Annotated in this window: 12 protein-coding genes; 2 read left to right on the forward strand and 10 right to left on the reverse strand. The window is 70.1% G+C overall.

The features are described from left to right. The 8 genes from ABD151_RS07395 to ABD151_RS07430 form a co-directional block, all read right to left on the reverse strand. A partial coding sequence (locus ABD151_RS07395; protein WP_343992861.1) for a hypothetical protein occupies nt 1-237 on the reverse strand: 237 nt, incomplete at its 3' end. Nucleotides 238-298: 61 nt separating this feature from the next. Beyond that, entirely contained in the window at nt 299-1,270 is a 972-nt protein-coding gene (locus tag ABD151_RS07400; RefSeq protein WP_343992863.1) for a hypothetical protein, read from the reverse strand. Then, nucleotides 1,260-2,474: a class I SAM-dependent methyltransferase gene (locus ABD151_RS07405; protein WP_343992865.1), complete on the reverse strand. Its 1,215-nt coding sequence runs from the start codon at nt 2,472-2,474 to the stop codon at nt 1,260-1,262. Before ABD151_RS07405 ends, ABD151_RS07400 begins: the two co-directional genes overlap by 11 nt. 155 nt (nt 2,475-2,629) lie before the next feature. Further along, nucleotides 2,630-3,133, reverse strand: coding sequence for a DUF1648 domain-containing protein (locus ABD151_RS07410; protein ID WP_343992867.1), 504 nt, complete (start codon nt 3,131-3,133; stop codon nt 2,630-2,632). After that, nucleotides 3,130-4,395: a hydroxyacid-oxoacid transhydrogenase gene (locus tag ABD151_RS07415; protein ID WP_343992869.1), complete on the reverse strand. Its 1,266-nt coding sequence runs from the start codon at nt 4,393-4,395 to the stop codon at nt 3,130-3,132. Before ABD151_RS07415 ends, ABD151_RS07410 begins: the two co-directional genes overlap by 4 nt. A 56-nt stretch (nt 4,396-4,451) precedes the next feature. Then, entirely contained in the window at nt 4,452-5,081 is a 630-nt protein-coding gene (locus ABD151_RS07420; RefSeq protein WP_343992871.1) for a hypothetical protein, read from the reverse strand. Between the two features lie 4 nt (nt 5,082-5,085). Next, nucleotides 5,086-5,691: a helix-turn-helix domain-containing protein gene (locus tag ABD151_RS07425; RefSeq protein ID WP_343992873.1), complete on the reverse strand. Its 606-nt coding sequence runs from the start codon at nt 5,689-5,691 to the stop codon at nt 5,086-5,088. A gap of 81 nt (nt 5,692-5,772) precedes the next feature. Beyond that, nucleotides 5,773-6,660, reverse strand: coding sequence for an NUDIX hydrolase (locus ABD151_RS07430; protein ID WP_343992875.1), 888 nt, complete (start codon nt 6,658-6,660; stop codon nt 5,773-5,775). Nucleotides 6,661-6,756: 96 nt separating this feature from the next. On the opposite strand from ABD151_RS07430, the gene ABD151_RS07435 reads away from it, so the two are divergent. Then, nucleotides 6,757-7,764: an acyltransferase family protein gene (locus ABD151_RS07435; RefSeq protein WP_343992877.1), complete on the forward strand. Its 1,008-nt coding sequence runs from the start codon at nt 6,757-6,759 to the stop codon at nt 7,762-7,764. Nucleotides 7,765-7,803: 39 nt separating this feature from the next. After that, on the forward strand, nt 7,804-8,838 hold the full coding sequence (locus ABD151_RS07440; RefSeq protein ID WP_343992879.1) for an acyltransferase family protein: 1,035 nt from the start codon (nt 7,804-7,806) through the stop codon (nt 8,836-8,838). Here ABD151_RS07440 and ABD151_RS07445 read toward each other — a convergent pair. Both ABD151_RS07445 and rpoC read right to left on the reverse strand, forming a co-directional pair. After that, complete coding sequence (locus ABD151_RS07445; RefSeq protein WP_343992881.1) at nt 8,786-9,661, reverse strand: lysophospholipid acyltransferase family protein; 876 nt, start codon at nt 9,659-9,661, stop codon at nt 8,786-8,788. The genes ABD151_RS07440 and ABD151_RS07445 overlap by 53 nt on opposite strands. Before the next feature lie 116 nt (nt 9,662-9,777). Continuing rightward, nucleotides 9,778-12,577, reverse strand: a 2,800-nt coding sequence (gene rpoC, locus ABD151_RS07450; protein WP_343992883.1) for a DNA-directed RNA polymerase subunit beta', incomplete at its 5' end; no start/stop codon positions are given.

Genomic DNA, 12,577 nt, shown 5'->3' on the forward strand with positions numbered 1-12,577 from the left:
CTCCCCACCCAAGAAGTCGTCCAGATCCAAGGACGCGAACGCGGCGTCGTCACACCACGAAGCAGCCGAACCACCAGGAACGACCGGGTTGACCACGCACCACTGATGCGCCAACCGCAGCTGCTGACGCCCCAGCACCAACGCCGAGTGACGCCCTTCGGAGATCACCGCGAGCAGACACCCCGCGTCGAGGTCACTGACCTCATACGGAGTGTGCGCGGCATCGATCTCGATCATGCGAACAGTCCATCAGGACGGTCCGACACAACGATCAGAGCGAACGGCGGGAGCCGACGCGTCAGCGCGGACGCAGCGACCGGACCAGCACCACCATCGCCAGCACGGCGAAGATGCTGCCCAGCACCCAGGGCCAGGGGTCTCGCTCCGGCCTCAGGGTCGTGTCGTCGGCCGCGGACCTCGCCGGGGCGTCGGCGTCAGCGTCCGTCGTGGGCCGGGGCACCTCGGTGGCCAGGTCGTCCGGCAGCTCGATCCGCAACACCTCGGCCTCGGCGCCCTCCGAGGACAGGTGGATCCAGCCGTCCGGGCTGACCGCGATCCCCTCGCCCTGCTGTTGCGGCGGCAACGCGAAGGTGCCGAGCTCACGCCAGCCGTCGGCGTCCACCGCGAACAGGATGCCCTGGCCGTAGTTGCGCATCACCACGTGCCGGCCGTCCGGGAAGAAGGCGGCATCGGTGATCAGCCCCGGCGCCTCGCCCACCTCCACCAGGCGGTTCGGGCGCTCGGCGTCCAGCACCTCGGGGGCGGCGTAGATGGTGCCGCCCAACACGTGCTTGCTGACCACGTAGAGCCGACCCGTGACCGGGTCCGACAGCAGCGCCTCGGCGTCACGCGCGCCACCGGGGAAGGTGAGGTCGTAGCCGACCCCGGCGACCGTGCGGTCTCCCGCGCCGAACGGGACCCGGGTCACCCGGACCGAGTCGCGGGCCTCGAGGTTGTCGCCGATGTCGCCGACCCACACCTCGTTCTCCGAGGCGGGCGCCAAGGCCTCGACGTCACGGGCCTCGCCCTCCCAGCGGGTGACTCCGACCGTCTCGCCGGTGGCGACGTCGACGGTGAAGATCCGGGCCTCGTCACCGGAGTCGTTGACGGTGACCGCATACCGCTCCCCCACCACCAGTCCGCTGGACTCGAGGATCTCGGGATCGGCGAAGGCGAACGCCACGTCGGCGTCCACCGGGGCGGGCGCAGCCAGCGCGCCGAGCACGAACGGCACGGCGAGCGCAGCTGCGGCCAGCACCTCAGTCCTCAAGCAGTTCGGCCAGCTTCGGACGGATCTGCCACATCTCGACCAGCGCGTCGTACTCCTTGCGCACGCTTCCGCCGCTGACCTTGCCGCCCGTGCGCACCGCTCGGAGCAGGGTGTTGCGCGGGGTGTGCTGGCTCTCGACGAACTCCATCACCTCGACCTTGTAGCCCTGCAGGCGAAGCAGCGAGGCACGCAGCGCATCGGTCATCGTGTCGGCGAAGCGCTCGCGCAGGATCCCGTGCCGGGTCAGCATCGAGTACGGCGACGGCGTCGGGTTGCGGCGCAGCTGCGCCGAGATGTCGTGGTGGCAGCACGGCGCAGCGAGGACCAGCGCGGCGTTCCAGTGCACCGCACGGGCCAGCGCCTCGTCGGTGGCGGTGTCGCAGGCGTGCAGGGCCAGCACCACCTCCGGGTCCTCGGGAAGCTCGGCGGCGCCGATCGTGCCCACCCGGAAGTCGGTCTGCTCGGCGATCCCCAGCTGCTCGGCCACCTCGCTGTTGTGCTGCGCCGACTGCTCCTTGACGTCGACGCCGATCAGCCGCACCGGCAGGCCCCGGACACTGCTCAGGTAGCGATGCGCGGCGAAGGTCAGGTAGGCGTTGCCGCAGCCGAGGTCGACGATCCGCAGCGGATCGTCGGCGGTGGGCTTGCGCAGGTTGCCCTTGCCCAGGGCCTCGGTGATCGCCGCGTCCAGCAGGCGCACGAACTCCTCGACCTGGCGGTACTTGGCCTGCCGGGTCGGCTTCACCTTGCCGGTGGCGTCCGAGATGCCGAGCGCCACCAGCACCGGGTCGCTCTCCGGGAGCAGACGCTCCTTCGGCTTGTCGTGGCCGCGCTCCGGCTCGGCGGTCTCCTCGCGCGCACTGGTGTGCACGAAGGCCTCCTGCTTGCGGGTGATCTTCACCTGGTGCTGCTCGGTGAGCGTCTCCACGTGCCAGTTCGCGAACGGCATCTCGAGCAGATCGTCGACGGCGTCGCGCGCGTCGGCGCCGGCAGCGTGGTTGCTGGTGTGCGCCTGCGTATCGTCATAGGCGGTGACCTGCAGGTGCCGGCCGGCCTTGAGGTCGACGTAGCGCAACTCGACCCGCTTGTAGGTGGTCTCCTGGCCGCGGATCCGGCCCGACGCGACGGCGCGGACCAGGACGGTGTCGTCCAGGATCAGGCTGCGCATCTTGGAGAGTGCGCGCAGCGCCGGCTCGGCAGCCATCAGAGCACCGCCGCCACGATGACGATGACCAACAGGACCACCAGGAACGACGGGATGATCAGTCGCCGGTACCGCGGATTCATGCGGTCAGCCTACCGGCGAGGCACCGTCGGTCCCGATTCCCGAGCACGGCACCGACAGCGGGGTGCCGTGGGTCACCCGCCGTCGCGCGGCGTGCGGTAGCGACGGGTCGTCGCCCAGATGCTCCAGCCGATGATCCCGGCCAGATAGCCGCCGACGATCAGCCACAGCCAGCCCGGAAGGCTGGGCTCGTCGTGGTGGCTGATCACCACGGTGATCGCCTCGAGCACCACGATCAGCAGCACGGTCACCGCACCGATGCCGTAGAGGTCGTCGCTCAGTCGCCGGCGCAGCTCGGCGGTGCGCTCCTCGGTGGCGAGCCACCAGCGCTTGTCGGCCGCCGGGAGGTTGAGCAGCTCGGACGGCGCTCGGGGCAGCCAGCGGGCCAGCACCCAGAAGAGCAGCACCAGTCCGCCGCCGATCAGCCCGGTGGTCACCAGCGCCTCGGTGCGTGAGCCCCACCTGTCGGGGTCGCCGCCGCCTCCGAAGTGCAGCGGAACCCGGTCCGGCAGGGTGAGCAGCCCGATCACCCAGACCACCACGAACGCACCGCTGCTGGCCCAGAACGCAGCTCTCACCAATGCTCCATCGATCCGCGGAAGACCCCCGACAACGCCTCGGCGTCCACCTCGCGCGGCGCGGTCGCCAGCAACCGCTGCTGGTGCAGCGCACCGGTGACGAGGTCGTCGACGTCCCGCTCGCCGTACCCGACGGCGCCGAGCCCGTTGGGCAGGCCGATGTCGCGCATCAACGCGGCGAGCACGGTGGGCAGCAGGTCCGGACCGTCGGCGGCGTCGGCTTCCGGTGCCAGCAGCCGGGCGGCGCGCAGGTGCCGCTCGGGCGCGGCGTCGAAGGTGTAGCGGAACGCCTCGGGCGCCGTCAGCGAGACGGCGATGCCGTGCGGCACCATCGGCTCGGCGTCGGGGTACTGGGGCGGACGGTAGTCGCGGACCCGGCCGGCGATCGGGTAGGCGCAGGCGTGCGGGATGTGCACGCCGGCGTTGCCGAACCCCATGCCGGCGAAGGTCGCGGCCAGCGCCATCTGATGCCGGGCGTCGCGCGAGCCGCCGTCGCGGACCGCCTCGCGGAACGAGGCGGCCAGCAGGCTCATCGAACGCTCGGCCCACATGTCGGCGATCGGGTTGGCGCCGCAGTAGGGCACCCGCTCGGCGGCCTGCTTGGCGGGGAAGTCGCCGAACCAGCGGGCGGTGTAGCTCTCGACCGCGTGGCAGAGGATGTCCATCCCGCTCGCGGCGGTCACCATCGCCGGCTGGGTGAGGGTGAGCTCGGGGTCGACGACGGCGAGGGTCGGGCGCAGCCGCGGATGGCTGATCCCGGTCTTCACCTGGAGCGCGACCACATCGAGCACGCAGATCGTGGTGGACTCCGAGCCGGTTCCGGTGGTGGTCGGCACGGCGACCAGCGGCTTGAGCGGGTTGCGCGGTGCCCGCGCCCGCCCGACCGGCGCGTTGATGTAGTCGAGCAGCTCGCCGTCGTTGGTGCCGAGCAGGTTGACCGCCTTCGCGGTGTCGATCGCCGAGCCGCCACCGACCGCGAGGTAGGCGTCGTAGGGCCCGGTCTCCCGGCCGAAGGCGACCGCCTCGTCGAGCGAGCCGTCGGTGGGCTCCACCCGGGCGCGGTCGAAGACCTCGACCTCGATCCCGGCAGCGCGGACCACCTCGGCGATCCGTGCCGGGTGCCCGGTGGCCGCGACCCCGGGGTCGGTGATCAGCAGCACGCGCCGCGCGCCGAGCTGTGCGAGATCGTGGCCGATCTCCAACGACGCGCCGAACCCGAACTTCAGTCCGGGTGCCCCATAGGTGAAGATCTGCTCCGACATGCGTCAGATCCTGCCCAGAGCGTGGGTGACCACGTCAAGCACCGGCACCTTCCGGGCTACAACAGCCGCAACGCGTCTCGTGCCCGTGCCACCGCTTCCTGGCGCGTCCCGAGCTCATCGGCACGAGGAACGTTGAGCATCCCCGCGAGGGAGTCCTCCGCGCTGTACACCTCGTAGAGGACGTCCGCCACCTGGTCCGCACTGGCGTCGGCGAGTCCGCAGACCTCCAGCAGGCTGGCCAGGTCGTCCTCATCCTTCGGGCGCCACGCCACGAGCTTCATCGCCAGCAGGTGGCGTGCCGGCGCGAGATGCGCCATCAACCCAGGACGGTCGGGATCGACACGCGCACAGGCGGGGCGTGGCGGCACCCAGCCGCCCGCTGCCGCGTTCAGCCAGTTCATCGCCAAGCCCCGCTCGCGGGCGAGCTCCCGCGCCACCTCGTCCGCGACCGCGACCGCCCGCGCAACGTCGACGTCGGGCGTGGCGATCGTCCGCCCGTAGCCGAGCAGCAGCGCAGCACCGCCGACCAGATAGATGCCCGCCGGAGTAGACCTGGCGAGGAGCCGGGCATGCAGCTCGTCGAGCAGGTCGACCATCGATCCTGCGTCCAGCTCCTTCAACGGCCCGGGCGCCCACAGGGCCGGGGGCAACGCGGGCACACACTCCACGCACTGCCAGCCGCGCATCGCCTCAGGCCACCTGGAGCGCCGACTCGGCGAGAAGGATCCGCTTCTCGGCCAACCACGGCGGGGTCTGCCGCCGCACCGCCTCCACACCCAGCCGCCCGGGGGCGGGGAGCCATTCCTCGTCGAGAGGCTCGGTCCTGGTCCACGCAGGCGCCGGTCGCCCGGTCGCCTCGAACTCATGCTCCACCAGGGCAGCCAACAGCGTGTCCCATCGCTCATCGCCTACCAATGCTCGAGCCGCCCAGGCGTCGGCGAGGTGCGGTCGATGCTGGAGGGTGTCCCGCAGACGGTCGCGCCCCTCCAAGACCATGCGCAAGACCCCCGACGATCGCCCCTGCGCGGCCAACGCTGTGCGCACCGAGGCCGCGGCGTCCAAGGACGTGGGCACGCTCTCCGCGCGCGCAGCACCAAGGGCCTCGCCGATCCGCTGGCACCTCAACATCAGCGCTGCGGATGGCGCGGTCTCGCCGTGGATGTACGCCGAGAGCCGCGATGGAGACGTGCCGACCGCGCCGGCGAAGTCACGCTGAGTGACCCCGCTGATCCGGACCGAGGCGCGGATCACGTCGATCACCGCCAGCGCGTCCTGATCGAGCGCCCGCTCCGACATCGCCGTCTGCCTTTCGCGAGGGAGTTCTCAGATCAGAGAATATCCCCGCGCCGGAAGCGCGACAACCCGCTCCGACATGCGTCAGATCCTGCCCAGAGCGTGGGTGACCACGTCAAGCACCGGCACCTTCCCTGAGGCGATGTCGGCGAGCGGGATCCAGGCGACCTCGTCGGTGGTCCCGTGCTGCTCGGCGACGTAGGGCTCGGCGTCGGTGTCGAGCGTCGCGGTGAAGATCAGGTGCACGCCGTGGAAGTCCTCATGACGCCCGCTGGGGGCGGTGCCGTGGAAGTGCACGTCGTGCACGTCCAGCAGCTCGCCGACGGTGCAGGCGACGCCGCACTCCTCACGCACCTCGCGGGCGACCGCTGCGGCCGGGCGCTCGCCATGGTCGACGCCGCCGCCCGGCAGCGTCCAGGAGCCGGCATGGTGGCCGAGGCGGGAGATCCGGGTCAGCAGGACGGCGTCATCGCGGCGGATCACCGCATAGGCGGCGAGCCGCTGCATCCGGTGCCCGTGGTGGTCCTCCAGCGCCTCACTGACCAGCGCCGTCACGGCAAGCCGTCCCGACAGCACCTCATCGAGCGGGTGCCAGGCCGCCTCGACCGTCGAGCCGTCGACCTCCAGCACCCGCGGCGCCGGGGCGTCCCGCGAGACCCAGCCCTCGTAGACGATCCGCAGTGCGTGGTAGTCCTGGCGACCACTCTGCCCGCCGCCCAAGGGGCTCGCCTTCGGGTTGTGCATCGAGTAGACCCGCGCCTCGTCGGAGACCTCCGCCTCCAGGCCGGTCTCCTCCATCACCTCGCGGACCACCGCCGCGCGCGGGTCCTCCCCATGGTCCAGGCCCCCGCCGGGAAGGGTCCACAGGGGCGTGCGCGAGATCCGCGGCGCGAGACGCGAGAGCAGGATCTCGTCGTCGCGCACGATGACGGCGTATGCCGCCACCCGCTGTCGCTTCGGTACTCGTGCCATGTCTAGCGATCCTAGTGGCGCGACCATCGCCTCCAGCGCCATGGCGCACCCGGCACGCACAGGCGCCGCACAGCCCGACCCGTTACCGTGGGCTGAATGGCACGTGATCCCTGGTTCGACAACGTCAAGTTCGCCTTGATCGCGTTCGTCGTCTTCGGGCACACCATCGGGCTCGCACTGGTCGACGAGCGCAACGTCGCCGTCTACACGTTCGTCTACTTCTGGCACATGCCGGCGTTCGTGCTGCTCTCCGGGCACCTGTCACGCAGCTTCGCCTGGGACCGGGCCCATCTGGTCTCCCTCGCCACCACCCTGCTGCTGCCGTACCTGATCTTCGACGCCGCCATGTACGGCTGGCGCGAGTACCTCGACCAGCCACAGAGCGGACCGCTCTGGCTCGAGCCGCACTGGAGCATGTGGTATCTGATCGTGCTGGCGATCTGGCGCCTGGCGACGCCGATCCTCAAGCTGCATTGGATCGTCATCCCGATCTCGATCCCGCTCAGTCTGTGGGCCGGCACGCTCGACCTCACCCTCTTCGACATCCCGAAGGCGTTCGCGATGCTGCCGTTCTTCGTGATCGGCCTGCATGCCAAGCGCTCGTGGCTGACCGCGCTCACCTCGTGGTGGGTCCGGCCGATCGCGGTCGTGGCGATGGTCTGGCTGTGGCGCAGTGCCCAGCCCGAGAGCCTGTCGGAGTGGGCACGGGTCGCGTTCCTGTGGTGGGACCGCTCCTACGACGTCCTCGGCTTCGGCGAGGGCGAGTCCTACGAGATCCGGCTGCGGCTGCTGGCGATGAGCCTGGCCGGGGCGCTGGCCGCGCTCTCCCTGGTCCCGCGCCGTGCCACCTGGTTCACCCAGCTCGGCAGCGCCTCCCTGGTGGCCTACCTCTTCCATGGCTTCGTGGTCCGCTACGCGCAGACCGCCGAGTGGTTCGACTTCGCACCCGACCACCCCACCGGTGCCCTGGCGGTGGCTGCCGTCGGCGCCCTCTCCCTGACCGTGCTGCTGACCTGCCCGCCGGTCGCACGAAGGCTCACCTGGGCCGTCGACCCGGTGGGAAGTTGGCAACGTCACCGTCGCGCCCTCCAGCCCACGGGCTGATCGCGGCGGCTGCACACCGATCAACTACCGTGGCATCTCGTGCGTGATCCCTGGCTCGACAACATCAAGTTCGTCCTCGTCACCGTCGTGGTGGTGGGTCACACGCTCCCCTTGGTGCCGACCGGAACCGACTTCGGCGCCCAGGTCTACGACTTCATCTACTTCTGGCACATCCCCGCCTTCGTCCTGGTCACCGGCTACCTGTCGCGCAGCTTCACCTGGTCGCGGCGGCACCTGACGGCGTTGGCCACCGGCCTGCTGCTGCCCTATCTGGTCTTCGACTCGGCGATGCGCTTCGTGCTCACCACGACCACCGACGCCGCTCCGCCCGGCCCCTGGCTGATCAACCCGGGCTGGCCGATGTGGTACCTGGTCGCCACCATCCTCTGGCGCCTCGTCACACCGATCCTGCGCACCCACTGGGTCGCGCTGCCGCTGAGCGTCCTGGCCAGCCTGTGGTTCGGCACCGTGGACGCCGCCTGGACCGACTGGTTCGACCTCTCCCGCACGATCGGCTTCCTGCCGTTCTTCACCGTCGGCCTGTGGCTGCGACCGGTGGACCTGAACCGGCTCCGCGCGAAGCAGACCGTCTGGCTGGGCCTGGCCGCGCTCGCCGTCATCTGGTGGCTGGCGGGCAGCATCGACGACTGGATGACGACGCGCTGGCTCTGGTACGCCTTCCCCTACTCCGACCTCTCCGCGGCCGGCTCGCCGGTCAGCGACCTCGAGGGCGCCTGGATCCGGCTCCGGGTGATGGCCCTGGGGATGATCGCCTCGTTCGCGGTGATCTGCCTGGTTCCCCGCGGACGGCACTGGTTCTCCGCCCTGGGCAGTGCCTCCCTGGTCGTCTACCTGTTCCACGGCTTCGTCGTCCGCGCCGTGGGCACCACCGACCTCGCCGTCTGGGCGCGGGGGCAGGGCGACTGGGTCACCATCGTCGCCGCCCTGGCAGCGATCGCGGTCGCCATCGTGATCGCCGCTCCCCCGGTCGCCTCCCGGCTGGTCTGGCTGATCGACCCGGTCAGCCAGTGGCGACGCCGTCAGGCCCGCACCCAGGCCCCCACGTCGGCCTGACGGCGGAGCGCGGGACGACGTCGAGCAGCGCTGCCTCCGTCCGATCAGGCGCCTGACCGCCCAGGTGAGCGGGGTACCAGGGCGCTGCCTCCCCCGGTTGTGGCAGGTGGTGCGGCAGCCGTTGCAGTCCCTCCAGCATCGCGGTCAGCCGATGCCCCAGCCCAGCGGTCTCGGCGCGCACGTCGGCGTCCGGGGCAACCCGGATCGGCGTCCCGAACCAGACGTCGATCCGGCGCCTTCGGGTCCAGTCCGGCAGCGGCTCCACGCCGTCCACCGGCCGGCCTACGCTGTAGATGCGCTGCGGCCCCCACAACGCCACGGGGATCACCGGAACCCCCGTCTCGCTCGCCAGTGACACCGCGCCGGGCATCAGCGCCCGCACGGTGTAGGAGTACGAGATGCCGGCCTCCGGGAAGAGACCGACCACGTCGCCGTCGCGCAGGGCGCGTCGGGCAGCCAGGTAGGCACCGGCGGGAGCGTCCCGGTCCACCGGGATGTGCCGCAGCGCGTGCAGCACCGGGCCGGCCACCGGATGCTCCCAGGCGTCGTGGCGGCACAGGAACCGCACCTGCCGGCGTCGCCGCAGCGCGGCCGCCTGGATCATCACGAAGTCCGGATAGGACACGTGGGTGGCGGCCAGGATCGCCGGCCCGTCGGTGGGCAGGTGCTCCTCACCCCAGGCGTCGACGCGGTGACCGAGCGCCGCCAGCGCAGCCCTGCCGAGCAGGTTGACGCCGCCGGACACCGCACGCTCCATGCCGGCAGCCTGCCACAGCCGGCCGCACCTCGACGTGGCGGGCACCTGCGCGATCTCGGCTGCCATTTCTGCAACGTCGGGCGCCACAACTGCAACCTCGGCTGCCATTGCTGCAACCTCGGGAAATGCACCGCACCCCGCCAGCAGGGCTGGCGGGGTGCGGTCATGCGGTCAGACTGACGTCAGTTCTGGTACGACCCGAAGTCGAAGTCGTCCAGAGCAACGGCCTGGCCACCGCCGTTGCCGTTGTTGAAGCCGTAGTCGTAGTTGTCGTAGCCCGACACCGAGTAGGCGGCCGCGCGGGCCTCCTCCGTCGGCTCGACCCGGATGTTGCGGTAGCGCTCCAGACCGGTACCGGCCGGGATGAGCTTGCCGATGATGACGTTCTCCTTGAGGCCGAGCAGCGAGTCGCTGCGGCCGTTGATCGCGGCATCGGTGAGCACCCGGGTGGTCTCCTGGAACGAGGCGGCCGACAGCCACGACTCGGTCGCCAGCGAGGCCTTGGTGATGCCCATCAGCTCGGGACGACCCGAGGCCGGCTTGCCGCCCTCGGCGAGAACGCGGCGGTTCTCGGTCTCGAAGCGGGACCGGTCGACCAGGTCGGAGGGCAGCAGGTTGGTGTCGCCCGACTCGATCACCGTGATCCGGCGCAGCATCTGCCGCACGATGATCTCGATGTGCTTGTCGTGGATGGCCACACCCTGGCTGCGGTACACCGACTGGACCTCGTCGACGAGGTGCTGCTGGGCACGACGGACACCCAGGATGCGCAGGACCTCCTTGGGGTCCTCCGTTCCCTGCGTGAACCGGTCGCCGACCTCGACGTGGTCGCCGTCCTGGACAAGCAGGCGCGAACGCCGGCTGACCGGGTACTCCACGACCTCGGAGCCGTCGTCGGGGGTGACCAGCACCTTGCGGGTCTTGTCACCGTCCTCGATCTGCACCCGACCGGCGGCCTCGGAGATCGGGGCCAGACCCTTGGGGGTACGGGCCTCGAAGAGCTCGACGACGCGGGGCAGACCCTGCGTGATGTCATCGGCCGACGCCACACCACCGGTGTGGAAGGTACGCATGGTCAGCTGGGTACCGGGCTCACCGATCGACTGGGCCGCGATGATGCCGACGGCCTCACCGATGTCGACCAGCTTGCCGGTGGCCAGCGAACGGCCGTAGCACTTCGCGCAGGTACCGGTCTGTGCCTCACAGGTGAGCACGGAGCGGACCTTGACCTCGGTCACGCCGGCCTCGATCAGCTCGGCGATCTTGACGTCACCCAGGTCCTCGCCGGCGGCGACCAGGACCTCACCCGTGGTCGGGTGCGCGACGTCGACGGCCGAGGTGCGGGCGTAGGCCGCGGTCTCGGCGTTCTCGTCCTTGCGCACCACGCCGTCGGGACCGGCGACGCCGATCACCTTGGGCAGACCACGCTCGGTGCCACAGTCGTCCTCACGGATGATGACGTCCTGCGACACGTCGACCAGACGACGGGTCAGGTAGCCCGAGTCCGCGGTACGCAGCGCGGTGTCGGCGAGACCCTTGCGCGCGCCGTGGGTGGCGATGAAGTACTCGAGGACGGTGAGGCCCTCGCGGAAGTTCGACTTGATCGGGCGCGGGATGATCTCGCCCTTCGGGTTGGCCACCAGACCACGCATGGCGGCGACCTGACGGATCTGGTTCATGTTTCCAGAGGCGCCGGAGTCGACCATCATGTAGATCGGGTTGGCCTTGTCGAAGTTGGCCTCCATGGCCTTCCCGATCTCGGCAGCCGCCTGGGTCCAGATCTCGATGAGCTCCTGACGGCGCTCCTCGTCGGTGACCAGACCGCGCTCGAACTGCTTCTGCACCTTGGCAGCCTGCGCCTCGTAGCCGGCCAGGATCTCCGGCTTGTTGGCCGGGGTCGTGACGTCGTCGATGGAAACGGTGACGCCGGACCGGGTGGCCCAGTGGAAGCCGGTGTCCTTGAGCGCGTCCAGAGCAGCCGCGACCTCGACCTTGGTGTACCGCTCGGCCAGGTCGTTGACGATCGCGCCGAGCTGCTTCTTGCCGACCTCCTCGTTCACGAACCGGTAGTCGTCCGGCAGCGTGTCGTTGAAGTAGGTGCGACCCAGCGTGGTCTCGACGATCTCGTCGCCGATCTTCAGCTTGATCTGGCTCTGCAGGGTGATCTCGCGGCGGTCGAAGGCCATGATCGCCTCGGCCTGCGACGAGAACGCACGACCCTCGCCCGGCTCGCCCTCACGCACGGTGGTGAGGAAGAACAGACCGATGATCATGTCCTGCGACGGCATGGTCACCGGACGGCCGTCGGACGGCTTGAGGATGTTGTTGGTCGAGAGCATCAGGATGCGAGCCTCGGCCTGGGCCTCCGCCGACAGGGGCAGGTGGACAGCCATCTGGTCACCGTCGAAGTCGGCGTTGAACGCGCCACAGACGAGCGGGTGCAGCTGGATGGCCTTGCCCTCGATGAGCTGGGGCTCGAAGGCCTGGATGCCCAGACGGTGCAGCGTGGGTGCACGGTTCAGCAGCACCGGGTGCTCGCTGATGACCTCTTCGAGGACGTCCCAGACCTCGGAGCGGACAGCGCGCTCGACCATCCGCTTGGCGGACTTGATGTTCTGAGCGTGCGACAGGTCGACCAGGCGCTTCATCACGAAGGGCTTGAAGAGCTCCAGGGCCATCTGCTTGGGCAGACCGCACTGGTGCAGCTTCAGGGTCGGACCCGAGACGATCACCGAACGACCCGAGTAGTCGACGCGCTTGCCGAGCAGGTTCTGACGGAAGCGACCCTGCTTGCCCTTGAGCATGTCGGAGAGCGACTTCAGCGGGCGGTTGCCCGGACCGGTGACCGGGCGACCACGACGGCCGTTGTCGAACAGCGAGTCGACGGCCTCCTGAAGCATGCGCTTCTCGTTGTTCACGATGATCTCCGGAGCACCGAGGTCAAGCAGGCGCTTGAGTCGGTTGTTCCGGTTGATCACGCGA

It is taken from the genome of Nocardioides dubius (genome assembly GCF_039528155.1).
Classification (GTDB): Bacteria; Actinomycetota; Actinomycetes; order Propionibacteriales; family Nocardioidaceae; genus Nocardioides; species Nocardioides dubius.

Bases quoted from the DNA above. Each gene is read 5' to 3' on its own strand.
- ABD151_RS07435 (WP_343992877.1), top strand. From the start codon at position 6,757: ATGGCACGTGATCCCTGGTTCGACAACGTCAAGTTCGCCTTGATCGCG.
- ABD151_RS07445 (WP_343992881.1), bottom strand. From the start codon at position 9,661: ATGGCAGCCGAGATCGCGCAGGTGCCCGCCACGTCGAGGTGCGGCCGG.
- ABD151_RS07405 (WP_343992865.1), bottom strand. From the start codon at position 2,474: ATGGCTGCCGAGCCGGCGCTGCGCGCACTCTCCAAGATGCGCAGCCTG.
- ABD151_RS07420 (WP_343992871.1), bottom strand. From the start codon at position 5,081: ATGCGCGGCTGGCAGTGCGTGGAGTGTGTGCCCGCGTTGCCCCCGGCC.
- ABD151_RS07430 (WP_343992875.1), bottom strand. From the start codon at position 6,660: ATGGCACGAGTACCGAAGCGACAGCGGGTGGCGGCATACGCCGTCATC.
- ABD151_RS07415 (WP_343992869.1), bottom strand. From the start codon at position 4,395: ATGTCGGAGCAGATCTTCACCTATGGGGCACCCGGACTGAAGTTCGGG.
- ABD151_RS07425 (WP_343992873.1), bottom strand. From the start codon at position 5,691: ATGTCGGAGCGGGCGCTCGATCAGGACGCGCTGGCGGTGATCGACGTG.